The 23,999-nt window shown below is 41.1% G+C and carries 22 protein-coding genes, 1 tRNA gene and 1 other annotated feature; of the genes, 5 read left to right on the top strand and 18 right to left on the bottom strand.

The features are described from left to right. Nucleotides 1-52: 52 nt before the first annotated feature. The 4 genes from rplW to rpsJ all read right to left on the bottom strand — a co-directional run bounded on the left by rplW (nt 53) and on the right by rpsJ (nt 2,219). Entirely contained in the window at nt 53-352 is a 300-nt protein-coding gene (gene rplW, locus BIV16_RS14315) for a 50S ribosomal protein L23 (RefSeq protein ID WP_075680024.1), read from the bottom strand. Then, complete coding sequence (gene rplD / locus BIV16_RS14310) at nt 352-972, bottom strand: 50S ribosomal protein L4 (protein WP_075680025.1); 621 nt, start codon at nt 970-972, stop codon at nt 352-354. The genes rplW and rplD overlap by 1 nt, the downstream gene beginning before the upstream one ends. A gap of 29 nt (nt 973-1,001) precedes the next feature. Beyond that, entirely contained in the window at nt 1,002-1,685 is a 684-nt protein-coding gene (gene rplC, locus BIV16_RS14305; RefSeq protein WP_075680026.1) for a 50S ribosomal protein L3, read from the bottom strand. Nucleotides 1,686-1,901: 216 nt separating this feature from the next. Beyond that, nucleotides 1,902-2,219 carry a 30S ribosomal protein S10 gene (rpsJ, locus tag BIV16_RS14300; RefSeq protein WP_075680027.1) on the bottom strand — a complete coding sequence of 106 codons (318 nt, stop codon included), beginning with the start codon at nt 2,217-2,219 and terminating at the stop codon, nt 1,902-1,904. Nucleotides 2,220-2,799: 580 nt separating this feature from the next. Here rpsJ and BIV16_RS14295 point away from each other — a divergent pair. Beyond that, nucleotides 2,800-3,663 (top strand): class I SAM-dependent methyltransferase, encoded by an 864-nt coding sequence (locus BIV16_RS14295; RefSeq protein WP_075680028.1) that lies wholly within the window; start codon nt 2,800-2,802, stop codon nt 3,661-3,663. Nucleotides 3,664-3,684: 21 nt separating this feature from the next. On the opposite strand, the gene BIV16_RS14290 is transcribed toward BIV16_RS14295, so the two are convergent. The 4 genes from BIV16_RS14290 to BIV16_RS14275 form a co-directional block, all read right to left on the bottom strand. Next, nucleotides 3,685-4,626 (bottom strand): magnesium transporter CorA family protein, encoded by a 942-nt coding sequence (locus BIV16_RS14290; protein ID WP_075680029.1) that lies wholly within the window; start codon nt 4,624-4,626, stop codon nt 3,685-3,687. 56 nt (nt 4,627-4,682) lie between these two features. Beyond that, the gene (locus BIV16_RS14285) at nt 4,683-5,183 is read right to left on the bottom strand and encodes a GNAT family N-acetyltransferase (protein ID WP_075680030.1); all 501 of its coding nucleotides are present in this window, start codon (nt 5,181-5,183) and stop codon (nt 4,683-4,685) included. A 190-nt stretch (nt 5,184-5,373) separates the two neighbouring features. Beyond that, nucleotides 5,374-6,009 (bottom strand): thiamine phosphate synthase, encoded by a 636-nt coding sequence (gene thiE, locus BIV16_RS14280; protein ID WP_075680270.1) that lies wholly within the window; start codon nt 6,007-6,009, stop codon nt 5,374-5,376. Nucleotides 6,010-6,028: 19 nt separating this feature from the next. Continuing rightward, nucleotides 6,029-6,715, bottom strand: coding sequence for a cyclic nucleotide-binding domain-containing protein (locus tag BIV16_RS14275; RefSeq protein ID WP_075680031.1), 687 nt, complete (start codon nt 6,713-6,715; stop codon nt 6,029-6,031). A 178-nt stretch (nt 6,716-6,893) separates the two neighbouring features. Between BIV16_RS14275 and BIV16_RS14270 the strand changes: the two genes are divergently transcribed. Continuing rightward, nucleotides 6,894-7,808: a DMT family transporter gene (locus BIV16_RS14270; RefSeq protein WP_083625121.1), complete on the top strand. Its 915-nt coding sequence runs from the start codon at nt 6,894-6,896 to the stop codon at nt 7,806-7,808. A gap of 99 nt (nt 7,809-7,907) precedes the next feature. Then, nucleotides 7,908-8,696: a TraX family protein gene (locus tag BIV16_RS14265; RefSeq protein ID WP_242940347.1), complete on the top strand. Its 789-nt coding sequence runs from the start codon at nt 7,908-7,910 to the stop codon at nt 8,694-8,696. Nucleotides 8,697-8,829: 133 nt separating this feature from the next. On the opposite strand, the gene pyrF is transcribed toward BIV16_RS14265, so the two are convergent. Then, nucleotides 8,830-9,534 (bottom strand): orotidine-5'-phosphate decarboxylase, encoded by a 705-nt coding sequence (pyrF, locus tag BIV16_RS14260; protein WP_075680033.1) that lies wholly within the window; start codon nt 9,532-9,534, stop codon nt 8,830-8,832. 175 nt (nt 9,535-9,709) lie between these two features. Further along, nucleotides 9,710-9,783 (bottom strand) — tRNA-Pro (locus tag BIV16_RS14255). Between the two features lie 169 nt (nt 9,784-9,952). Between BIV16_RS14255 and ymfI the strand changes: the two genes are divergently transcribed. Beyond that, nucleotides 9,953-10,684: an elongation factor P 5-aminopentanone reductase gene (gene ymfI / locus BIV16_RS14250; RefSeq protein ID WP_075680034.1), complete on the top strand. Its 732-nt coding sequence runs from the start codon at nt 9,953-9,955 to the stop codon at nt 10,682-10,684. 24 nt (nt 10,685-10,708) lie between these two features. Here the strand turns inward: ymfI and BIV16_RS14245 are convergent, their stop codons facing one another. Further along, on the bottom strand, nt 10,709-12,841 hold the full coding sequence (locus BIV16_RS14245) for a glycogen debranching protein (protein WP_075680035.1): 2,133 nt from the start codon (nt 12,839-12,841) through the stop codon (nt 10,709-10,711). 141 nt (nt 12,842-12,982) lie between these two features. Between BIV16_RS14245 and BIV16_RS14240 the strand changes: the two genes are divergently transcribed. Beyond that, the gene (locus BIV16_RS14240) at nt 12,983-13,135 is read left to right on the top strand and encodes a hypothetical protein (protein ID WP_173664544.1); all 153 of its coding nucleotides are present in this window, start codon (nt 12,983-12,985) and stop codon (nt 13,133-13,135) included. A 3-nt stretch (nt 13,136-13,138) separates the two neighbouring features. Here BIV16_RS14240 and BIV16_RS14235 read toward each other — a convergent pair whose 3' ends face one another. The 7 genes from BIV16_RS14235 to BIV16_RS14205 form a co-directional block, all read right to left on the bottom strand. Continuing rightward, nucleotides 13,139-13,927 carry a histidinol-phosphatase gene (locus BIV16_RS14235; RefSeq protein WP_083625123.1) on the bottom strand — a complete coding sequence of 263 codons (789 nt, stop codon included), beginning with the start codon at nt 13,925-13,927 and terminating at the stop codon, nt 13,139-13,141. 43 nt (nt 13,928-13,970) lie between these two features. Next, a complete protein-coding gene (locus BIV16_RS14230) occupies nt 13,971-17,225 on the bottom strand; it encodes a response regulator (protein ID WP_075680036.1) in 3,255 nt (1,084 codons plus the stop codon). A 375-nt stretch (nt 17,226-17,600) separates the two neighbouring features. After that, nucleotides 17,601-19,283, bottom strand: a complete 1,683-nt coding sequence (locus BIV16_RS14225; protein WP_075680037.1) for a carbon starvation CstA family protein — start codon at nt 19,281-19,283, stop codon at nt 17,601-17,603. A gap of 101 nt (nt 19,284-19,384) precedes the next feature. Next, nucleotides 19,385-19,646: a binding site (T-box leader), on the bottom strand. Nucleotides 19,647-19,790: 144 nt separating this feature from the next. Next, nucleotides 19,791-20,651 carry a metallophosphoesterase family protein gene (locus BIV16_RS14220; protein WP_075680038.1) on the bottom strand — a complete coding sequence of 287 codons (861 nt, stop codon included), beginning with the start codon at nt 20,649-20,651 and terminating at the stop codon, nt 19,791-19,793. Next, on the bottom strand, nt 20,648-21,424 hold the full coding sequence (locus BIV16_RS14215) for a YhfC family intramembrane metalloprotease (protein WP_242940348.1): 777 nt from the start codon (nt 21,422-21,424) through the stop codon (nt 20,648-20,650). The genes BIV16_RS14220 and BIV16_RS14215 overlap by 4 nt, the downstream gene beginning before the upstream one ends. Before the next feature lie 101 nt (nt 21,425-21,525). Continuing rightward, nucleotides 21,526-22,386, bottom strand: coding sequence for an acyl-CoA thioester hydrolase/BAAT C-terminal domain-containing protein (locus BIV16_RS14210; protein WP_075680040.1), 861 nt, complete (start codon nt 22,384-22,386; stop codon nt 21,526-21,528). A gap of 324 nt (nt 22,387-22,710) precedes the next feature. Continuing rightward, the gene (locus BIV16_RS14205) at nt 22,711-23,124 is read right to left on the bottom strand and encodes a hypothetical protein (RefSeq protein WP_075680041.1); all 414 of its coding nucleotides are present in this window, start codon (nt 23,122-23,124) and stop codon (nt 22,711-22,713) included. Nucleotides 23,125-23,999: the final 875 nt, after the last annotated feature.

The following is a 23,999-nucleotide window of genomic DNA, read 5'->3' as shown; positions in this document are numbered from 1 at the left end:
TTTCAAATGTTTATTATCGCACTTTCCTGTGCCTAGTTTCATTCGCTATCTTTTAGAGTCCTGCAAAAATCTCGATATCTTTGCTGTCAGCTGTTAACTGAACGATAGCTTTCTTTGTCTTAGCAGTTTTTCCTGTTGTCATTCCACGTCTTTTGCTCTTTCCTTCAGAGTTCATTGTGTTGACTTTTGCTACTTTTGTTCCTTCGAACATTTTTTCAACTGCCTCTTTAATCATGGTCTTGTTTGCTTCTGGATGAACTAAGAAAGTATATTTCCTCTCAGCCATAGCTGCCATAGATTTTTCAGTTACTACTGGTTTGAGGATTACATCATAATACTGTACGTTTGCCATTATGCATACACCTCCTCGATTGTTGCAACAGCAGCTTTAGAAACTACTACTGTGTCATATTTCAATACATCAAATACGTTTAACTCATTGATCTGAGTTGTCTTAACTGTTGCTAAGTTCTGTGCGGATTTGATTACGTTTGTATCCATCTCGTTTAATACAACCAATGCTTTTTCAACCTTTAAGTTGTTTAAAACTTCAACGAATTTCTTTGTTTTGATTTCATCTAATTTTAATTCGTCAACAACAACGAACTTGTTGTCAGCTACTCTAGATGTTAATGCAGATTTAAGAGCTGCTCTCTTTTCTTTCTTATTTAATTTGAAAGAATAATCTCTTGGTGTAGGAGCGAATACCATTCCACCACCTGTCCACTGTGGAGCTCTTGTTGAACCCTGTCTTGCATGACCTGTTCCTTTCTGTCTCCATGGTTTTCTACCACCGCCGCGAACTTCTGAGCGAGTTTTTGCTTTCTGTGTTCCCTGACGATTATTTGCAAGCTGCTGAAGTACTGCCATGTGTACTAAATGTTCGTTAACTTCTACTCCGAAGATAGCGTCATTAAGTTCCATTGTTCCGACTTCTTTGCCTTCCATATTATAAACAGCTACGTTAGCCATCGTTTAGTTCCTCCTTTCCTAATCAAGCACTATTTACCTGCTTTTACTGTTTCCTTAACTGTTACTAAACATTTTTTAGCTCCTGGAACAGCACCTTTAACTAAAAGCAAGTTGTTCTCAGCGTCTACTCTTACAACTTCAAGGTTCTGAGTTGTAACTTTTACGCTACCCATATGTCCAGGCATTCCTTTTCCTTTGAATACTTTACTTGGTGAAGAACAAGCACCATTGGAACCCTGATGACGATGGAATTTAGAACCGTGAGCCATAGGTCCTCTGTGCTGACCTAATCTCTTAATAGCACCCTGGAATCCTTTTCCTTTAGAAATAGCAGACACATCAATTTTATCGCCTTCAGTAAAGATGTCAGCTTTGATTACATCAGCTAAGTTGTATTCTTCAGCGTTATCGAATTTGAATTCTTTTACAAATCTCTTACCAGATACACCAGCTTTTGCAAAGTGTCCCATCTGAGCTTTGTTTACACCATGTCTGTTTCTGATTTCTTTTTTACCGTTGGCATCTTTGTTTACAACTTTTTCTTTCTTGTCAACAAATCCAACCTGAACTGCGCTGTATCCGTCGTTTTCTACAGTTTTAACCTGAGTAACGACACATGGACCAGCTTCCAATACAGTAACTGGTACTAAAACACCATCTGCATTGAAGATCTGAGTCATTCCGACTTTTGTTGCTAAAATCGCTTTCTTCATTCTTATTACCTCCTGTTTTCTCTACAGTGGAACGCTTCATGCCCATCTTGATGGGGTAGCGGAACCGTTCATCCTAGAACAGTCAATATAAGTGGACGCGAATCGAATCGCATAAGAAGAACGCTTGCGCTCTCCCAAGAACGAAGGCTTCTGCCAAACATTCTTTACTTCTATATCAAACCCTTCAGGATATTATCTTACTTGATTGTGAAAAACTTATTTGTTTTTCATTTTGATATCGATGAATACACCAGCTGGCATCTCTAAACGAGATAATGCATCAACAGTTTTCTGTGTTGGTGTCATGATATCAATGAGTCTCTTGTGAGTTCTCTGCTCGAACTGTTCTCTGGAATCTTTGTACTTGTGAGTAGCTCTTAAGATTGTAACAACTTCCCTCTTAGTTGGAAGTGGCACTGGTCCGCTCACCTGTGATCCGTTTTTCTTTACAGTTTCGATGATCTTCTTAGCAGATGCATCAACTAACTCGTGGTCATAAGCCTTTAATGTGATTCTCATTACCTGACTTGCCATAAAAAAAGTCGCCTCCTTTTCGCACTTTATACTTCAGTACGACAAGCGGTGACTGTACACTCTCCCGTGTGTATCATGAACTTTCATTCACGAAAAAGGAACGTCATCCCTCAATCCCGAACTCTATTCATCTTTTCACACGTTGTTTCTACCTTCTGTAGACATATTCGTGATACAGTGACTTGTCGCCAGTTTTATAACTTGACATTCGCTCCACGGAAAACCTACCGATTTCTCAGTAGCAACCTCACGCTTCTACGCTATCAATGTCACAACAGTAGCTATTATACAGGAGTTTTCGCGGTTTGGCAATACTTTTTTTATGTTTTTTTCGAACTTTTGAAAAAATGTGATTTTTACCAGTAAACCTCTTTTTTTCTTTCTTTTTTGCACGAAACTGCACAGATAGGATTGCATTTTTAGCTATTTTCCCGTAGAATGAACAGGAGCAAAAAAATCTGACCTAATATTTCACACTATTAATATAGAAGAAACTCGTTTTTTCCAAAACTTATTTAGCTGTCAATTGCGACAGATTCTATATTTTAACAACAGATTGTAATTAAGAAAGGATACGCTTATGTGGATTGCAAATAATTGGAAGGACTATCAGGTTATCGATTGTTCCTCCGGCGAGAAACTAGAACGATGGGGAAATTATTTACTCGTTCGCCCGGACCCACAGGTTATCTGGGATACCCCAAAACAGGAAAAGGGATGGCGCAAAATGAACGGCCATTATCATAGAAGTGCAAAAGGCGGCGGTGAATGGGAATTCTTTGATTTACCGGAGCAGTGGACCATCCATTATAATTCCCTTACCTTTAACTTAAAACCATTTAGTTTTAAACATACCGGTTTGTTCCCGGAACAGGCTGTCAACTGGGACTGGTGCAGTGAGAAAATCAAGCACGCCGGCAGACCTGTTAAAGTTTTGAACCTTTTCGCTTATACGGGTGGTGCAACGTTAGCCGCTGCTGCTGCCGGTGCAAGTGTAACACACGTCGATGCCTCTAAGGGAATGGTTACCTGGGCAAAAGAGAATGCAGCCTCCTCCGGTCTTATCGACCGCCCAATCCGTTGGATTGTAGATGACTGCGTCAAATTCGTAGAACGCGAAATCCGTCGTGGCAACCACTATGATGCAATTATCATGGACCCGCCATCTTACGGTCGTGGACCAAAGGGCGAAATCTGGAAGATTGAGGAAGCGATTTATCCATTAATCAAGCTGTGTGCGCAGCTTTTGACGGATGAACCTCTTTTCTTCTTAATCAATTCCTACACAACAGGTCTTCAGCCAGCAGTCTTAACCTATATGATGAGTACCGCTTTAAAAAAATTCCACGGTCACATCACTGCCGATGAGATTGGTCTTCCGGTCTCCTCAAACGGACTGGTGTTGCCGTGCGGTGCAAGCGGACGTTTTGAATTGAAGAAATAACCATAAAAAAAAATGCTGTGATTACAGCATTTTTTTTCGTTTTAAAATCCATAATGTAATTAAACAAATCAGGAATGTGAGCACACAGATAATTAAAAATCCATGTGGCACATTGGCAAACGGCATCCATTTTTCATTGACATTCATTCCGTAGATTCCGGAAATGACAGTCGGAATCGCCATGACAATCGTGATGGATGTCAGGTATTTCATAACGTTGTTCAAACGGTTGTCAATAACAGAGGACAACAGTTCTCTTGTTCCGTTGATAATATCTCGATAAATGGATGTCATCTCAATCGCCTGCCGGTTCTCGACAATGACATCGCCTAGTAATTCTTTATCTTCCGGGTACTGTTCGAGTCTCTTATATCGGGTCAGTCGGTCAAGCACGACGCCGTTTGCTCGAAGGGAAGTTGCAAAGTAGACCAGTGTGGATTCTAATTCGTGCAAGTCAATCAAATCGACATCCTCGGTATTCTTTCCAACACGTTCCTCAATCTCAGTTCGCTTCTTGTCAATCGTTCGAAGATTGGACTGATACATAGAAGCCGTCCGATATAGAATCTGATAGACAAAACGAAGTTTTTTCTTGGTGCTGAATTCTTTGACTCTTCCTCTGGTAAAGTTCTGTAAAACCGGTGTATCCTCGGTACAAATCGTCACAATGACATCTTTTGTCAAAATGATACCAAGCGGAATGGTCGTATAGGATTGCTTTTCATGACGAATCTCTGTGGTTGGAATATCGACCAGAATCAACGTGTATCCGTCCTGCAGCTCAATACGGGAACTTTCCTCTTCATCGAGAGCTGCCTGGATATCCTCAATGTCGACATTAAGCATGTCTGCTACTTCCTGGCTTTCCGCCAGAGTTGGCTGAATCATCTGCACCCATACGCCATCGTCTACTTTTTCCTGTTCATGAATCACCTGATCGTCTGTTCTATAGTATTTTACCATGTTCTTACCCTGCTTTCTCTTTTTGTGCTGCCCGGGTTGTCTATATTATGTAAACCTTATTCCAGATTACGTTCATAGCAGATTTCATAGGCATTGAGGTGCAATCTTTTTCCGAATTTTATGCCGGCATTGCGAATCTGTCCGCAATAGGTAAAGCCATACTTCTCATGCAAATGAATACTGGTCTCATTCTCGCTTGTAATCAAGGAAACTACGGTATCTATGTTCTGTTCCTTCTGGGCAAATTTCAATATCTCTTCCATTAATTCACTACCAATATGTTTCCCTCGATAGTCGGGATGTATGTATATTGAAATCTCCACAACGGTATCAAATGCTTTTCGGTCACGATACTGCGATAAGGAAGCATAACCGGCAATGTGTCCGTCTGTTTCATAGACATAAATGACATAGGCACCGGTATGCGCCGCAAACCATTGCTTTCGGTTCTCGTAATCTTTCATCTCTGTATCAAATGTTGCAGTTGTATGTAAAATGGCATCATTATAGATGTCCATCATTTCGTAAATATCCTGTTCTGTCGCCTTACGAATCATTTCTGTCTTTCCTTATCCTATATCCTAGCGGAGCATTTCTTATGTAATAGGAAGGAAATTCCCTTTTACAAAAAAAATTTTTCCTTTTCTTTTTCTATCTCGTGTCTGCATGGTATCTGCGTCAGGTTATCCCTGACCCACACCTAGCATATTCTATCATAATTTCTTAGGTTCTGCCACCCTCGGAATCCTATTTTTTTATCATTTTGGTTACAACTTCTTTTAACTCTTTTGTGGCATCCTCAATCTCTTTTTGTGCAAAAATAGCGCTTACCACGGCGACACCTGCCATCCCTCTTCCGGCAAGCTGTTCTACATTTTCTCTTGTAATTCCGCCGATGGCAACCGCCGGAATCTCAACAGCGGAACAGATTTCTTGTAACTTTTCATGTGTAATCATAAGGGCATCCTTCTTGGTTCCTGTGGAAAAAACAGCACCGACCCCAAGATAATCTGCCCCGTTTTCCTGTGCATATTTTGCCTGTTCTATCGTCTTTGCCGTCACGCCAATGATTTTGTCCGGGCCAAGCAGCGCACGCACTTTTCCGGCTTCCATGTCGCTCTGTCCGACATGCACACCATCGGCATCGATTTTTTTGGCGAGTTCCACATTATCATTGATAATAAGCGGCACGTTGTATAGTTTACATAATTTTTGGATTTCTAACGCTTCTTTTAAAAATTCTTCTTCCGGAAGGTTTTTCTCGCGAATCTGTAACATGGTGATACCGCCCTTTAATGCTTTTTCCACCTGCGCAATCAGCGTCTCCTCTCCTAACCAGCTGCGGTCTGTTATCGCGTATAATAATAAATCTTCTTTTTTCATCACGTTTCCTGCCTTTCCTCTATCTCTCCAGATATCCTTCAATCGGTTTGTAAAAATCCTTGCTTTCTTCTCTTAAGCTTTTCCTGTCTATAATAACATATTTATGATTTTCTTTTCGCAATATTTTTTTCTCGATCAGCGTATTGAGTGCCCGCAAAAGGTGACGGTAGCTTGTCCCAAGTGCCTCGGCAACCTCGGTCAGCTTCTCATCGAACACATCCTGCTCGCACGCAGTGTCAATATACGAGCAGAGTCTTGTCTCCAACGGATACAAAAGATTGTGGGCATTGTTTTTCGTGGAGCGCTGTATCTTGTGCGCAAGATGATTACCTAATTGAAAAAGAAATTTCTTGTCATCCAGCAATTTCTCCCGATTTTCGGCAAATGGAACTGCAAGCACAAGGACTTTCGTCATCGCCTGCACACTGCTGTCTGCCACCGTGGTATTCAAAAAGAACTCCAAATCCCCAATCAGACCTCCCGGCTCATAAAAGCTGACCAACAGCCTTTTTCCATTTTCCAGATTGCAAAATACTTTCGCCTCCCCGGAAAGCACAATAAGCAGATGCTGCAATGTCTGCCCCTGGTGGCAGAGAAATTCCCCTGCCTCATATTCAATAAGCTCCATTTTCAGTTTTTCTGGATTTTGAAAACCAAGCCGTTTCAATTTTTCCTGGTTCTGTCCCTGATATTGTTTGCGTTCCATTGACGTTCTTTCCTAAAAAATTATCAAATGTGACATATGTCATATTCATTATAACACAAATCTTCTATAATCACTCACTAGAAAATCATAACAACTGTATGTAAAAAACAAAATGCCCGGTTTTCTGACATAATTGGTAATTCGAAAACCGGAACTGTATGTTTATGGAGGAACTAACATGTACTATTTACTTGCTTTATTATGCGCAGCCACGATTTCCGGGATGTCTGCCATCAACGGACAGCTCTCCCTCTCCTGTGATGCCTTTGCCTCGACCGTCCTCATTCACGTGAGCGGACTTATTGGCATCACCATCCTTGCCCTCGTTCGAAAAGAAAAACTTTTTCTTAAGGAACGTATCCGGCCGGCTCTTTATCTGGGAGGTGCCATCGGAGTTGGAACTACCATCTTTAACAACGCCGCCTATGGACACATCAGCCTGTCTGCTATCCTTGCCTTAGGACTTTTCTCGCAGGCCGTCACCTCGCTCGTGATTGACCACTTTGGTCTTTTCCACATGCCGGTGCGCAAGTTCAATCCTGGCAAACTGGTCGGCTTCGTGTTTACGCTTTTGGGAATTGCCTGTCTGTTCCATGGTTCTTCCTTTGTGCTGCTTCCTGTTATTTTTTCCCTGCTGACCGGTATCACCATCGTGTGCTCCCGCTCTGTCAACGCAGAATTAGCGGAAAAGTCTTCTGTTTTGGTGAGCACCTGGTATAACTATGTGGTTGGTCTTATTACCTGCAGCATTCTTTGGATTGGAGCTGTCTTTACCGGAAAATCTACTTTTTCCATTACATTTTCAGCACCATGGTGGGTTTACACCGGCGGACTTATCGGCGTCGTTAGTGTTTCCTTACTGAATCTCGTCACCAAAAAAATGTCTGCTTTTATCCTGACACTCATCATGTTTGTAGGACAGCTTTTTACCGGCATTCTAATCGATGCACTCACCGGGGATGGTTTCTCCACCACGTACATCATCGGCAGTATTCTGACAACACTTGGTCTTTGCTTTAATCTTTGGCTGGACCGTCGTTTTTATGGCTTTTCGGATGTTTCAAAGTGTGATAAAGTAGAGACAGCAAATTAAATTCAGTTACATTTGTCGTTGCATAATTTTACAGTATTTCCGATTGCATCCATTTGTGCCTGAATACACACTACACTTACGGAAAGGTCTGAAATTACCATGAACGAAACCATGCCTGCTTCCAGAAAATTTGGAATTAGCGGAAGCACCTTAAAACTGATTGCGATTATCTCGATGTTTATCGACCATCTTGGAGCAGCGGTTGTTGCCCGTATCTTAGTTGCAGCTAACCGAAACGGTGTCTTTTCACTCTCACCGCTTTGCCGTTCCATCTATCTGAATTGTGACTTATATGTGGTTTACCAGGTGATGCGCGATATCGGACGTATCGCCTTTCCAATTTTTTGTTTTCTATTGATTGAGGGATTTTTACATACACATGATGTCAAAAAATACGCACTCCGCTTATTGGCATTTTGCGCGATATCCGAAATTCCATTTGACCTGGCGTTTCAGAATACGTTCCTGGAATTTCACTCCCAGAATGTGTTTTTCACCTTATTAATCGGGCTTTTGACCATGATGGTCTGCCGTGAAATTGAAAAGCATGTTGCAATGGCACCTCTTTTTCGTGGACTCCTTTATGTGCTTGCTCTTGCCGTTGGGATGGGAGTTGCAGAACTTCTTCACACGGACTATTCGTACCGCGGTGTATTTTGTATCATGATGCTTTATTTTGCGCGCACCTCAAAACCATGGCAAATTTTAGTTGGTGCGATTTCCTTTGCATGGGAGATTCCTGCACCGGCAGCTTTTCTTCCGATTGCACTTTACAATGGGAAAAGAGGCTGGAACATCAAATACTTTTTCTACCTGTTTTATCCGGTGCATCTGTTGCTGTTATATCTGCTTGCCTGTGCGATTGGGCTAGGAGGCGTCACACTCTAGATGATTTTAAAAAAAGCTGGTTCTTCGTTCTCTTTCGGATATTACATTCCAAAATAGAACGAAAAGCCAGCTTTTTATAGCTTCAAAGGCAGCCTGCAAATTAGCTGCCTTCGAAATTTTTCGTTATATCAAACTAACCAACAAATTCTTCCACACATCTGCGGTATGCAGCAACCGGGTCTGCTGCCTGTGTGATTGGTCTGCCGACAACGATATAATCGGAGCCGATCTCTTTTGCCTGTGCCGGAGTCATGACACGTTTCTGGTCTCCAACTTCGCCATCTGCAAAACGGACACCTGGTGTTATGGTTAAGAAGGAAGCTCCGCATTTTGCATGTACGGCACCAGCTTCAAGTGGGGAGCATACGACACCGTCTAATCCGGCATCTTTTGCATTTTTTGCATAATGCATAACGGTCTCTTCCATGGAATTTGGAATCAGTAAATCTTCATGCATGGTCTCTTCTGCTGTTGAAGTAAGCTGTGTTACTGCAATCAGTATTGGTCTTGTTCCGTCTGCTCTTGTAAGTCCTTCGATAGCAGCTTCCATCATTGGCTTTGTGCCTGCTGCATGCACGTTACACATATCAACATCAAGGTTTGACAAAACAGCCATTGCTTTCTTTACGGTGTTTGGAATGTCATGCAGTTTTAAATCCAAGAAAATCTTATGTCCCATTCCTTTAATGGTACGGACAATTTCTGGTCCTTCTGCATAGAACAATTCCATTCCAATCTTAACGAATGGCTTTTCATTTTCGTGTTCGAACTTGCTTAAAAACTTTACCACTTCTTCTTTGCTGTTAAAATCACATGCAACAATAACGTCTCTTCCCATCGTGAATCTCCAATCTTTTTTGTTTTACCATCAGGCTAAATCTTCGATATGTTATCACTAAATGTGACATCTGTCAAGTTATTCGGTTTGTGTCGTGGATGTTGTTCTAGCGAACGGACATGCCCCAAAAACAAAAACCCTTGAAAGATTTCTCTCTTTCAAGGGTTTCAAGGAATCGGCGCGACAGGATTCGAACCTGCGACCTCGGCGTCCCGAACGCCGCGCTCTACCAAACTGAGCCACGCGCCGAAATGAATCGTACCAAATTATTATAGCATATTTTCTTTTTATTGTCTAGTAAGTGGTTTCTCTTTTTCCTTTTTTTCTTGGTCGACCTGACCGTGGCTTTGTGGTAAAATTACTAATATATTTTACGTTGAAATTTGCATTTGCAACTCAATGAAAGGAAGGAACTTTTATGAAAAAAACTGCTTTAATTACCGGCGCTTCCCGCGGCATCGGCCGTGCGATTGCGATGTCTTTCGGGCAGGCTGGTTATAATCTTGTCATCACCTGTTCGAAAACTGAAACCGCTCTTTTGGACCTGGCTTATGTGTTAGAAAAAAACTACCACGTCGATGTCCTGACAAGTGTGGGGGATGTGAGTGACTATCATTACTTAGAACAGCTGTTTCAATCAATTGCGGAACGCTTTGGCACAGTTGATGTGTTAATCAACAATGCCGGCATTTCTCACATTGGATTGCTGAGTGACATGACAATCGAGGATTGGAACCACATTGTAGCCACAAACCTTACCTCCGTTTTTGCCACAAGCAAACTTGCCATTCCGGGTATGGTTTCCAAGAAATCAGGAAAGATTCTTAATATTTCTTCTGTCTGGGGAAATGTTGGCGCTTCCTGCGAAGTTGCCTACTCTGCCTGCAAGGGCGGTGTCAATTCTTTTACCAAAGCTTTAGCAAAAGAACTGGCACCAAGCAACATTCAGGTCAATGCGATTGCATGTGGCTGTATCGACACACAGATGAACGCATGCTTTTCCGATGAAGAACGTTTCGAACTTGAGGAGGAAATCCCTGCCGGACGTTTCGGAAAACCGGAGGAAGTCGGTGCCCTTGCTCTCCAGATCGTCACCGGCAATCATTATCTGACCGGTCAGATTATAACCTTAGATGGTGGCTGGATTTAACCCCACACTATATAGTGGCTGGATTTAACAGACTTCGGAGCGGTTTTCTGCCGTCAGTACAATCACTGTCCGGTCTGGAACCTGAATCGTATGATCTCCTAAGAAAGTCGTCATGCTTTGAATCTCTTCTCCATCCTTGTATGGAAGATTGGTATTTGCACAGACCTTCCAGTACTTGCCTTCCGGCAGGTCTGGGAGCTGCTGTGTAAGTGGCTGCCAATAGGCATTGATTGCCAAAAATACGATGTCATCATCCGTATCTGTCTCATTTCTTCCTGCATACATGACTCCAATCATCCGGGTATTGTTGTCACTGCCAGCATTCCACGGATAACCGTTGTGAATACTGATTCCTGGGAATCCACAGGCGGCACCGTTTGTTCTTCTTCGGATAATCGGATGCGCCTTTCGAAATGCAATCATATAACGGAAGAAATCATGAATCTCCTGGTACTCGTTCAGACGCTCCCAATCCAGCCAGGAAATCATGTTGTCCTGACAATATGCATTGTTATTTCCATACTGCGTATTACAGAATTCGTCTCCGGCAAAAAACATCGCCGGTCCTCTGCTGCACATTAACGTTGCAAATGCATTTTTCACCAGTCGTTTTCTTAGATTGTTTACATTTACATCTGTAGTTTCACCTTCTACACCACAGTTCCAGCTGTTTCCATTGTTATCCCCATCGGTGTTGTTCCAGCCATTTTTTTCATTGTGCTTTGTATTGTAGGAATAAAGGTCATACAACGTAAATCCATCATGGCAGGTCAAAAAGTTAATAGATGCACTGTCTCCGCGGTGTTTCGGGTCATACAAATCGGTAGAACCGGTAATTCGGTTAATCGCAGCCTGCGCTAATCCACCGTCCCCTTTTAAAAAGCGTCTCATGTCATCACGATACCTGCCGTTCCATTCTGCCCAACGGCTCCACGCCGGGAAGGTTCCAACCTGATAAAGGCCGCCTGCATCCCACGCCTCGGCAATCAATTTTACTTTTCCAAGAATGGCATCACAGGCAAGACTTTCCAAAATCGGTGGATGCTCCATCGGTGCACCATTCTGATCTCTTGTTAAGATAGAAGCAAGGTCAAAACGGAAGCCATCCACACGGTAATCAATGACCCAGCTTCTAAGACATTCCACAATAAATTTATGCACCGCCGGATGATTACAGTTCATAACATTTCCACAACCACTAAAATTGTAATATTTTCCATCTGGCGTCAGCATATAGTAGATATTATTATCAATTCCTTTAAAAGAAAAACAAGGTCCTAATTCGTTTCCTTCTGCCGTATGATTAAATACAACATCCAAAATTACCTCGATGCCATTCTCTTTCAACTCATAAATGAGGCGTTTTAGTTCATCCCCTTCATGGTTATGTTCCTCGACAGAGGTATAACTTGTATTTGGCGCAAAGAATCCTACCGTGTTGTAACCCCAGTAATTATAGAGTTTTTCGCCTTCATATTCACGGTTTCCTTCCATCTCATCGAATTCAAAAATTGGCATCAGCTCCACAGCATTAATTCCAAGATCTTTTAAATATGGAATCTTTTCGCGGATTCCCTCGAAGGTTCCTTTCGCAGAAACACCAGAATTCTCTGCCTTTGTAAAACCACGCACATGCATTTCATAGATAACCAGATCTTCAAACGGAAGCTCTAACTGCTTCGTGTTTCCCCAGTCAAAATTATTTTCTACAACACGTGCCTTGTATACAAAATCTTTTCCACCTTCCGGTTTTTCTCCCCAGTGACGCTGGCCGGTAACTGCCCTTGCATAAGGGTCAAGTAAAATATGATCCTTATTAAAAAGAAGTCCCTTCTGTTCATCATACGGTCCATCCAACTGGTACGCATACTCAAATTCTTCTATTTTCAAACCGAATACCAGCATGGAATAGGTATTTCCGATATGGTACGCCTCCGGAAAGCGGATTTTTGCATAAGGCTCCGCCTCCTTCGGATGAAAAAGTAACAACGTACAGCTTGTTGCGCCATAAGAATGTATGGTGAAGCTGACTCCGTCTTTCGTCTGCATCGCACCGTCCATCCGGTAAAAACCCGGGCGGATGTCAAATCCATCTACATGATCGAGCGGTTCTAGCCTGCTCCCTCTTTCTGGTCTTTGATTTAAAAATTTCTGCATGATTTTTTCCTCCTGCAACACAATTTTTCTTTTCCCATCCACGTCAAAATGTTGCGTTTCCGACTGCTCTGTTGTTGCACGGCTTTTCGAAAAATGATACAATACACGTATATCGGACCGTCAGCAAAGGAGGTTTTTTATATGGATGAAAAAGTATATAAGACAATCGGCTCTACTGGAGCTGCTAATCTCGCACTTGGTATCTGTGTTCTCGTTACCGGTATCGTTTCCGGTATTCTTTTAATTATCAACGGAGCACGTTTACTCAAAAGCAAATCTAAGATTCTTCTCTAGGAGTCATCGATAGCAAATCAAGCGGTCTGTGTATCTTTTTCCTAAGGATACACATTCCTCATAATTCTTTTTATCAAGCAGCTGTGACGGATCATGTGCATCTACCCCTATGATAAATGTATTGCCCGTCTCTGCTGCAAGCTGGATAAAAGTCTCATTCGGGTATTGTATCTTCTCCCGGTATCCATTCACATTTATTTCAAGTGGAATTTCAAGTTTTTTTGCTTCCAGACATAACTGTTTCATATATTGTAAATAGACTGCCGGATAACCTTGATAAGAAACCAGATCCGGGTGTGCCACATAGGAAAAATATCCGGTGCGAATCCCCTCTATTACCTGTTTCACATAACTAATCAGTGTGGCTTCATCCGCATCTCTTCCTGCATATCTGCGGTAAACTTCATTATCCAGGTAGTGCTGCCCCAAAATCATATAGTCAATCGGATATTGTTGTAATTGTTCCATCAATTCCGAAAACATTTCTGCAAAATATTCGGACTCAAATCCCAAATAGATATCTATATCGCTTTTATACTCTTCTTTCAGTGCAAGAACGGAATCCACATAACCCTCCACATCCTTCATCTGCATCCGAATCGGAGAGACATAGCCTTCAAACGGCCACGGCACATGGTCGGAAAATCCAAGCACTTCAAATCCTGCTTCGATTGCCTTTTCCACATACGCTCTGTCCTCCCCATACGCATGCTTGCAACGCGTGGTATGCGTATGGAAATTCGCCTTCTTGTTCTGAAATTGTGTCATATCTAATGTCTTACTCTGTTTCATACTTCTTACTTTACGCTTCCTTACTACTCTTACTTTTTCTCAATCATTTATTGATTGCTTCCTCTAACGAGGAATATAAAATTCTGGTATCAATCGGTTTTGCAATATGCCCATTCATTCCGGCATTTAAGGCTGCACTTACATCCTCCGTAAATGCATTTGCGGTCATTGCAAAAATCGGGATTGACTTCGCCTGCGGGTGGCTTGACGCACGAATTTTTCTTGTCGCCTCATAACCATCCATAACCGGCATCTGCACATCCATGAGGATTGCGGCGTAGGTGCCTTCTTTTGCACGTTCAAACATTTCCACCGCCTTCTCGCCATTTTCTGCATGATCTACTTTCATATTTACCATATCCAATAGCTCCATTGCAATTTCTGCATTGAAATCGGTATCTTCTGCGAGCAGCACCTTTTTTCCTTCAAAATCATACGAATCCTTCTGGGCGGTGCGTTTTACGCATTTTCCATCAAAAAGTTTCATCAAAAGATTAAATACCGTAGACTGGAAAATTGGCTTGGTTAAGAACATGTCCGCACCTGCTGCAAGCGCTTCATCTTTAATCTCAGAAGTATCGTATGCGGATACGATAATAATGAGCATATCCTTTTGAAAAGTTTCACGAATCTGGCGAATCACTTCACTTCCGGTCTGCTCCTGCATCTTCCAATCCACAAAACAAATCTGGAGTGCCTTTTCCTCGCCCTTGGCTTTATTCAGCTTCTTACGTGCCTCATTGGCATCCTTTGCCACCTCGTAATCTACCCCGATGCGGCTTAATACCAATGCAGTGTATTCTCCCGTCTCCGTATCGTTGTCTACAATCAAAGCCCGAATTGTCTTGCAGGTGTCCGTTTCCTTCTTTGCTGCCTTCGTATCAATCTGGAATGGTATCGACACCTTAAACGTGGTTCCAACATCTTTTTTAGATACAAAGGAAATGGAACCTTCCATCATCTCAACCAGATTCTTTGCTATCGAAAGTCCAAGACCACTTCCGCCGTGCTTTTGCGCGGTGCTGGCGCTTTCCTGCTCAAACGGCTTAAAGATTCTCTGCTGCATCTCCTCCGTCATGCCCTCTCCGGTGTCCGCTACACTAAAGTTAAAATATGCGGTTTCCCCCTGTACGGACACTTCTTTTGCCACAATGCGGATTTCTCCTCCCGGCGGTGTAAACTTATAAGCATTCGAGACAAGGTTTAAAAAAATCTGGTTTAGCCTGAGTCCATCCCCTAAAAGCTGTTCATCTGAAATATCTGCCGTATCCATCTCAAAATGGATTCCCTTTTGTCTGCACTGCGTATAATAAATCGTCGAGATGGAAGTTAAAATCTCCCGGATATTAAACGGATTTTGGGCAATCTGAATCTTATCACTCTCAATCGCAGACATATCCAATACATCATTGATGATATTTAAAAGCACCTGCGAAGAAGCCTCTATCTTTGTTAAATATTCGTCAATCTTTTCTGGTTCCTTATCATGGTGTTTTGCAATTTCAGTCAGTCCTACGATTGCATTCATCGGGGTACGGATTTCATGGCTCATCCGTGCAAGGAACTGGCTTTTTGCCTGGTTTGCGTGATCTGCCTGAACCACAGCATCCCGAAGCTGTTCATTCTTCTTTTCCAGGATTACATAACTCTTTCGTTTCGACTGCTGCCAGATTAACATCAATGCAACGAGCGCAATCATCAAAACGACAATCACCGAAACCGGATAACGGAACTTGTACAAAAGATCCGATGCGGATGGTTTGTATCCATTTGTGATTGTATGATTAATCGTAATCTGGGACTTTTCCTTGGCACTGATACTTGCAATACATTTGTTCATGATGTTGATTATCGTCTTGTTCTGTTCGGTATTATTTCCGACAATTCCCATGTCCTCATCCATGAAAAAAGTAGGCAACAGCGTCAGTCCCTCATAGTGTGGATTCTGCATCAGCGGTGTGATAACATTGACATTCTGTGCCATAAAATCAGCTTTTCCATCTAACACCATCTCCATGCAGTCTGCGCTTGTTTTTCCACGCACAATCTCAAACTGCGGATAATTATCCACAATATATTCTTCCAATGCTACATAACTGGCTGGAATAACTAATTTATAAGTCTCATCCGGCGCATCCAGGTTATAGGAAAAACCTTTCCGGCACACTAACGATACATCATCGGAATACATCACATCCGAAACTACATAATCTCCCGTATGAAACTGCGGATTTTCACGCATTATTCCCGCAACAAAGGCATCTGGATTCTCTTTTAAATAATCGGTCGCACGCTGCCCCGCCTGCATGACCTCGTAATCAAACTTTAATCCGCTGCGCTCTTCAATCAGCTTCATAAGATCCACAACGATTCCTTTCGGCTCCCCGTCTTTTCCAATATTAGAAAACGGTGTACGATTTGGAATCAATCCAATCTTTATCGTGCCCGCAGCCTGAATAAACTCCATCTCCTCCCTGGTAAAAACAAGATTCACTGCATCGTTTTGTGTTCCATAATATTTATCAAAAAGATTTGTGCCAAAGGAAGCATCTGTTGCCGCGATCTCTCCTAGTGCATCATCCAGTTCGTCCATCAGTTCCTGATTCTGTTTTCCCGTAATAAAATAGAATGGATCTGAACCAAATTTACATACGATCTTATACTGCGTCTTTAGTGCAAGTGACCCCATTGCAACGCCATCCACCTCACCACTTTCCAAGGCATCAAAACACGCCTGCGGTGTATCATACTCTGTTGCCTGATAAGAAAATCCTTTTTTGGCAGCGTACTCCGTAACTTCCTGATTCTGAAAACTATCCTTTAAAAGTGCAATTTTCATTCCATTGAAATTCGCATAATCGTTGTAATAATAACGGTCATCATCTTTTCTTACATAAAGAACACAGGACTCTGAGCCATCAGAATATTTTGAAAAAAGATAGTTTTCTTCCCGGTCCGGTGTCTTTTGCGCATGGCAGATAAAATCAATGTCTCCATCCTCTAATCCTTTTAAACAATTTCCCCATGTATCATATACATACTCGAATTTCCACCCTGTATATTCTGCAATCTTATTCAGATACTCCACTGCATATCCCTGATATTCTCCGTCCTCGTCCTGGCTGATGAATCCCTCATAATCAATGTAGCCAATCCGAACCGTCCTTGTCTCCTGCGTCGTATCTGCGAATACCGCAAGCGGTGTTAAAAATCCTCCAAACAAAATGCAGGTAAGCACGATACAGATTACATGTCTGAAACACTTATTCCCTTTGAAAAACCCACTTTTTCTCCTCATATCTTTCTCCATTCCTGCGCAACTATTTGCGCATTTTTGACCTGTGTCTGGCACAAATCCTGTATTCTGGCTATAACTTCTCTATCATACGTTCTACCTCTATTTTATACCTTTTCGTTTTCCCTGTCAGTACCCGTTTTCATCCAACTACAAGTTATATATGCATTGTCCTCTTGGGACTTTTTACATAGGAAACTCAATCTATTCTTTATACGATGTAAGTGGAAAAAGAGAGTCTGCGAATTAGTGGCTGAAAAATGAGATTGTGACAGGTCTGGATGATGACTGTGGTAAAACATTAGAAAATCTTAGTATGCCTCTTAAAAAGCAAAAACGCCTGGCACACGAATGCGCCAGGCGTTTCCATTTTTCAATTTAAGCTTCTGCTTTTTTTCCAAATAGTTTCTTTAAACAGCTAAATGCAACCATGACACCAAGTACCATCAGAAGGATTGCTACGATAAACTGTAAACCGTCTACCAAGAATGTAGCCTGACCGCTTACCATGTTGGTAACAAGTGCGATTGTCTTTTGTACCAATGCGGTAAAAGTAACGGCTAACATAACAAACATTGGGATGTATAACGTCCATCCGGTTCTTCCGGTTGTCTTTAAGAATACAGCAAGTGCAATCAGTACCAAAGCTGCAAGTAACTGGTTTGCAGAACCAAACAGTGGCCATACATTGTTGTATCCGCCAAGTGTTAACAGATAACCGAAGAACAATGTGATAACAGTTGCGAAGTATTTGTTTGTCAAAACTCTCTGCCATCCTGGCATTTTTTCAGGATCTGTAGTATCACCATAGAACAGTTCCTGGAAGGACATACGTCCGATTCTTGCTACAGAGTCAAGAGATGTCAATGCTAATGCAGATACACACATTGTCATAAATACAGTTGCTAACTGTACTGGAAGTCCAAGTTTCTCTAAGAATCCTGCAACACCGCTTGAGAAAATTGCAAATGGTGTTCCGTCTGGTTTTGTTCCGTTTACAGCAACAGCACCAACAACTACTAAGGAAACAATACCAAGTAATGTTTCAACAACCATTGCGCCGTAACCAACCATTGGCATATCTTTTTCATTGCTGATGGTCTTAGAAGATGTTCCAGAAGAAACAAGGCTGTGGAAACCGGATACCGCACCACATGCGATTGTAACAAATAAAGTTGGGAACATGTAACTACCATTTACGTTGAATCCGTTGAATGCATTTAACTGCATAGTTGGATGTGCAACGAGAACACCGACAACAGCTCCGATAATCATACCAAGAAGCATGAATGTTGTCATGTAATCTCTAGGCTGCATCAAAAGCCACATTGGCATAACCGATGCAAGGAATAAGTATGCCATAATGATGTAAATCCAAGCTGATTTTGTTGCATAGATTGGAAGTTTCATACCAACGGCAAACATTACAACCAAAAGTGCAATTGCAATTACGGCACGAACGACTTCGTTCATTTTTCCAACATGTTTCTGAATCACACCGAAGATAACTGCTACAACGATGAAAAGCATGGAAATGGATGCTGCTGCAGAGTTTGCATAGCTGGTTTCCGCTGCCATGTCTGCTACACCTTTTCCAACAAAAGTTCCTGCAACCATATCGGTAAATGCTGCAATAACAAGAAGTGTGAATAACCAGCAGAATAACATGAAAAGTTTTCTACCGGTCTTACCGATATACTTTTCAATAATCATACCCATTGATTTTCCTTCATTCTTAACAGATGCATACAAAGCACCGAAGTCCTGTACTGCTCCGAAGAACAAACCTCCGATAATCAACCACAGGAATACCGGAACCCATCCGAATACGGATGCAAGGATTGGTCCTGTGACAGGGCCAGCACCTGCGATAGAAGAAAACTGATGTGAAAATACTGTAAACTTTGAGGATGGAACAAAATCTTCTCCATCTTCATGGGTGAATGCAGGCGTCTTTGCCTTTTCATCGATTCCCCATTTCTTTGCAAGCCAGCGACCATATAACAGATAACCGGCTCCCAATGCTAAAATACCAATTAACACAATAACTAAACCATTCATGTTGCTCTCCGCCCATTGGCGGCTCCCTTCTTTAAATTCGCAAAGAATTACACATGCTTACGGAACGCTTTTGTCAGAAAAACAAAAAGCCTTCGTCTTATTCTAAAGACGAAGGCTTAAACTTCCGCGTTACCACTTTACTTGCCGTTTCAAACGACCTCTCACTCTCATCACTACGGACCACTCCGTAGAAATAAGGCTCTTATTAACGGTAGAAAACCGGTGCCACCTACTATCCCATCCGGGAATTCAGTACACTGCTCGCAGAGGATAATCACCAAAACTGCCCATCGTCTCACACCAACCGACGACTCTCTGAAGTCACACCCTTTTTGATGACCTTATTCTGTTCCATGCATTTACTCTTTGTTAAAAGATACAATATCACTCGAAGGTCTTTCTGTCAATATTCCTGTGTATAGTGTTTTTTCATTTTTGCCATAACAATTAGTTATATTTCTATTCTTTTCCTACTATATCCAGGAATTCTGCCAGCTTCATTTCTCATTATGTAAACCAAAGTTTTTTTGTCTCTTCCTGCCAGAATGTTTCCGGAATCTCATGTAACCCTTTTTTCCCTGTTTTCTCCTGATATTGTTTCATAACCCGTCTCACAACCACAGCGTGGGACGTTTCTCCCGTAAGCAACAGATGCTTTGTAATCTCATACCAGCCTGGCGCTTTTTGAAAAAGCTCCTCTTTATCCATATCCTCTAGCGTCTTGTCTACGTCATAGGGAACTGTCACAAACTCCGTCTTCCATTGCATATTTTCATCGGATAATATCAGAAACTGCGCTTTTCCAGCACTATGAAGCGGAACGCCGATTGCGCCTGGGTTGATTACCAGTTTTCCTTTTCTTTCATACGATGTCTGAATATGAAAATGTCCACAGATTACCATTTGTGTCGTGAATTTTTCTACCACATCATCTATGTATTCATAATCTGGTCGCAAACTCTGATTCACAACCAACGGCGAACCATGACATATTGTAAAAACCGGTAAATTCCCATATCTCATTTCTTTTGAAATTGGCATTGCCTCAAAAAAATCGATATCTTCATCGGACAACTGTGAAAAATTATATGCTAACATTCCCGTTGTTGTCGTCCCCGTTTTCCACTCTTCCTCTGAATTTTTCCGATGATGAATCCAGTAATTTTCCTTATTTCCACGAATAAAGGTACACAGATACGTCTTCTCGATTTCATGAAGTAACTTTAGGGTATCCCTGGGGTTTGCCATGTCACCCAGGTAATCCCCAAGGAAAATAAACTCTGTCACAGAACGTCTTTTTGCTTGTTCATAGCAAGCTTTCAATGCCTCTACGTTGCTGTGAATATCTGCAAATATTGCAATTTTCATTTACTCTTTCTCCATGCAAACAGTAAGGTTCCTACCGCCATTACAAAAATAAACACCTCTAATATCCATACCGAAACATATGCCGCACAGGATACTGCAACAAAGTCCACCATAAAGTGAAGCGCATACGCAAGAATTGCAGCACCACGTTTCTTCGACTTCAATGCGTGATAAATAAGCAACGATAACCCAATCTGCAAAATAATCGCACTTACCCTCTCAAATCCACCTGCCATGAAATGTGAGGCTGGCGTTGTCCACAACGCAGATAACTGCTGCATCGTCTGGTTTCTTGTTTCTTCTGGCAAAATCGCCAACGACTGCTCCATTGCACCACTATTAATCATGAGCATTGAAATCAGATTGCTAATGTTGGTCAGTCCACCAATCAAAATTGCCTCAATTCCGCCGTGTCCAATACCATACATAAGCGCATTTGGGAAATCCAATCGTTTCTTCATCCAGAACTTCATTGCCACAATTCTTCCTGTTTCCTCAAAAACTGCTGCCGCCATTGCTGCATAAATATAATACAGCCAGCGGTTGTTCTCCGCACTTAATCCACCAACCTTAATGACCAGCAAATGCATGATTTGTTCTAGAACCATCGCGAACAATAAGAAGGTTCCTGCTCCAATAAAAAATGTTGAAATCTTCGCCTGATACTTCTTTTTTGCAAAAATAATGAATGCAACTGGTACTGTCATTGATAAAATAATAGAAATTACAACGCCGCAAATTGCGGTATTTGATATTGTCTGTACTCCCATCATTTCTCCTCCTTTAATTTTCAAATATGTTGTCTGACATAACCTTTATACAGGTTCCACAAGGTGGAAGGTCAAGTGTTTTTTTCATAAATGTTGATTTGGAACTATTTCCACACCCGATTTATCCAGTCCAACAATTCTTTCTTCATGCTATCTCTGTCAATGGCACACGCTTTTGCATTTTCCCTTTCTGACCTAAAACCTAACTTATATAGGATTGGCAGTTTGGTTACCAACGCGTGACTCATATGTTCATATGCAACATGCTTATGTTCATATGGGAAACTTGTTTCCTCAAGTTTCTTTTCTATATAAATACCGCTTTCATAGGATGGCCATACTGAATCCTGTTTGGACGATAAAATTAGTATTGGCGCTTTTATCTTATCAATCGCAATGATGCTCTCCGGGATAATGTCTTTATCTTTGTTAAACATGATGATATGCAATTCCTTTTCTTTTATCAGCATTTTTAGGATATTAAATTTTCTCATCTTGTATGGCGCATAGGCAAGTTCCTTTCCATGATAACTCCAACAGGAGGTACCGGACGGCGCTTTGTTCTTCCCTTTTCCAGCAAGCCCCTCACTCACAAAATAGGATGGCACCCTGACTATGACGCAGGATATGTCCGAAAACATGGATGCCGCAACGAGTGCTATTTCACTTCCTTTTGACATTCCATCAATCCCGATTCGGTTGTATCCCTGCTCCTTAAGCCAACGAATTGCATATTCTACATATTCCACCGGCACTCTATCCAAAAAAGGCTGTGTTCCCTTTGTTGCAAACAATGCCAGCGCCAACGCAGGAACACCATTTTTATGGTAAAATTCTGCCGCCTGTTTTGTAAGCTTCATTCCTCCATTGGAGCCTGACATAACAATTACAACTTTATCTTTTGTCCCATTTCCCAGAAAAAGTATACCTTCAAATCCATTGTCTTTTACATTTGTTTTCTTCATCGTTGTTCCTTCTTTTTTTAATTATAACTGGCTTGTCTTCTGATAGTTTAACGATAACAGTTTCACGGCTATTTTTCAATCATTTCCATTGTACCCTATATTCAAAAAGGTTCCAAGCAAATGCTCTGAACCCTTCCTTATACTCTATATTGATAAAATGTATATCAATTCGTACTTGAGTTTCTCAAGTACTGATATTTTGCTGGCTCATCCTAATTTTACCAATTCCATTACAAAAAACTTCATGAACAACATCATAACTATGTTCTATTTCCTACGATTTGAAAAATTTCCTACAAATTAAAATATTGTCATCCTACAATCTTATAGTAAAAACTCTTTTATATAGGAATCCACTTTTTGAATATTGAGTGGTGAAGCGATTGTTTCACGGGTTATGATTAAATTCTTTCCAAGCAGATATCCATTTTTCTCATATAAGTCAAGTTTTCTCATACTATTTTCTACATACATGAAATCATCCATCCTTCCAAAATGTTCATACAAATATATTTTCCCAGTTCTTCTATTCATCACTGTGAAATCCGGCCTGCATACGATTACTCTGTTCCATTCTAACAACTCTATCGTTTTCTCGTATCGATATGGTATTCCATGTTTACATAATTGCTCTGAAATAAGAAGCTCTGATTTGGAACGCACCCTCTCCCCTTTTGCTGTAAAAAATTCGGAATGATTCTCTTTCTCGAATTCTCCCGGAGGATATTGTTCCGTCATAAATGATCCAATCTTCTCCTCAATCGGGAAAAATAACGGCGTAATTAATTTTTTTCACGCATTGCATAACGACTGATAGCTATTATTTAAGGCCTGATTTTTATAAATTTTATCAGCAGAGTATAGACTTTTCAATATATTTTCCATTATCGGTATTATATCCTCATAATACTCTCTTTGAGCAACTCCTCTTATCCAATCTATTTTCTTTTTACTTACATATTTTCCATCTATCAGGTATTGTTCCATACCATTACTTTTAGAGCATTGTAAATGTCCCTTGGGCAACATTTCTACTTCTTTCTTTACCTTTTGTAATGTCTTCTCTAATAATTCTCTTTCTTTTCTAATTGCTTCTATAATGCCTCCCCCTTTATTTTTTCTCCATGGAAATCTGACTGCAATCTTTCTTTACACTGTTTCCTTGCCATCTTTACTGTTTGAATTTTGTTTTTCTCTTTATAAACAGTATTTATTGTGCTCATCTCGCTTCTTTACTGTTTAAATTCTCCTCTTCCACTTTTAAACAGTAATTATTTGAGTTCGTGTATTGGTTTTCTTTCATTTTACTGTCTAAAATTTCTAATTATCGTATGAAACAGTAAATGATTTTATCAACCTCCTCTCATCTATTTATTTTACTTTTTTAACAATACTTTTTTCTTTTTAAACAGTAATTGTTCATTTGTATGTGATGTGAGTAATTTTGGACAATGAATCTGACCCGGATTTGTTCCTATGCTCTATGTATGAACCATATCTTTAGAAATGATTTATCAAATGATTCTGTTATTGAATAATGTTTTTGGGAAATGTTTTGTATAATGATTCGTAAACGCACCATAGTGCGTATATAGATTGTGCTATGAAAATTT

This window comes from Roseburia sp. 831b, from assembly GCF_001940165.2.
Lineage (GTDB): Bacteria > Bacillota > Clostridia > Lachnospirales > Lachnospiraceae > Roseburia.
The sequence above is the reverse complement of the archived record's forward strand: the minus strand, read 5'-3'. Positions and strand labels throughout refer to the sequence as shown.

Bases quoted from the DNA above. Each gene is read 5' to 3' on its own strand.
- BIV16_RS14285 (WP_075680030.1), bottom strand. From the start codon at position 5,183: ATGATTCGTAAGGCGACAGAACAGGATATTTACGAAATGATGGACATC.
- thiE (WP_075680270.1), bottom strand. From the start codon at position 6,009: ATGAAAAAAGAAGATTTATTATTATACGCGATAACAGACCGCAGCTGG.
- BIV16_RS14275 (WP_075680031.1), bottom strand. From the start codon at position 6,715: ATGGAACGCAAACAATATCAGGGACAGAACCAGGAAAAATTGAAACGG.
- BIV16_RS14290 (WP_075680029.1), bottom strand. From the start codon at position 4,626: ATGGTAAAATACTATAGAACAGACGATCAGGTGATTCATGAACAGGAA.
- BIV16_RS14215 (WP_242940348.1), bottom strand. From the start codon at position 21,424: ATGATGGGAGTACAGACAATATCAAATACCGCAATTTGCGGCGTTGTA.
- rplC (WP_075680026.1), bottom strand. From the start codon at position 1,685: ATGAAGAAAGCGATTTTAGCAACAAAAGTCGGAATGACTCAGATCTTC.
- BIV16_RS14230 (WP_075680036.1), bottom strand. From the start codon at position 17,225: ATGAGGAGAAAAAGTGGGTTTTTCAAAGGGAATAAGTGTTTCAGACAT.
- BIV16_RS14295 (WP_075680028.1), top strand. From the start codon at position 2,800: ATGTGGATTGCAAATAATTGGAAGGACTATCAGGTTATCGATTGTTCC.
- rplD (WP_075680025.1), bottom strand. From the start codon at position 972: ATGGCTAACGTAGCTGTTTATAATATGGAAGGCAAAGAAGTCGGAACA.
- BIV16_RS14235 (WP_083625123.1), bottom strand. From the start codon at position 13,927: ATGAAACAGAGTAAGACATTAGATATGACACAATTTCAGAACAAGAAG.
- BIV16_RS14270 (WP_083625121.1), top strand. From the start codon at position 6,894: ATGTACTATTTACTTGCTTTATTATGCGCAGCCACGATTTCCGGGATG.
- pyrF (WP_075680033.1), bottom strand. From the start codon at position 9,534: ATGGGAAGAGACGTTATTGTTGCATGTGATTTTAACAGCAAAGAAGAA.
- ymfI (WP_075680034.1), top strand. From the start codon at position 9,953: ATGAAAAAAACTGCTTTAATTACCGGCGCTTCCCGCGGCATCGGCCGT.
- BIV16_RS14245 (WP_075680035.1), bottom strand. From the start codon at position 12,841: ATGCAGAAATTTTTAAATCAAAGACCAGAAAGAGGGAGCAGGCTAGAA.
- BIV16_RS14220 (WP_075680038.1), bottom strand. From the start codon at position 20,651: ATGAAAATTGCAATATTTGCAGATATTCACAGCAACGTAGAGGCATTG.
- BIV16_RS14265 (WP_242940347.1), top strand. From the start codon at position 7,908: ATGAACGAAACCATGCCTGCTTCCAGAAAATTTGGAATTAGCGGAAGC.
- rplW (WP_075680024.1), bottom strand. From the start codon at position 352: ATGGCAAACGTACAGTATTATGATGTAATCCTCAAACCAGTAGTAACT.
- BIV16_RS14225 (WP_075680037.1), bottom strand. From the start codon at position 19,283: ATGAATGGTTTAGTTATTGTGTTAATTGGTATTTTAGCATTGGGAGCC.
- rpsJ (WP_075680027.1), bottom strand. From the start codon at position 2,219: ATGGCAAGTCAGGTAATGAGAATCACATTAAAGGCTTATGACCACGAG.
- BIV16_RS14210 (WP_075680040.1), bottom strand. From the start codon at position 22,386: ATGAAGAAAACAAATGTAAAAGACAATGGATTTGAAGGTATACTTTTT.
- BIV16_RS14205 (WP_075680041.1), bottom strand. From the start codon at position 23,124: ATGACGGAACAATATCCTCCGGGAGAATTCGAGAAAGAGAATCATTCC.
- BIV16_RS14240 (WP_173664544.1), top strand. From the start codon at position 12,983: ATGGATGAAAAAGTATATAAGACAATCGGCTCTACTGGAGCTGCTAAT.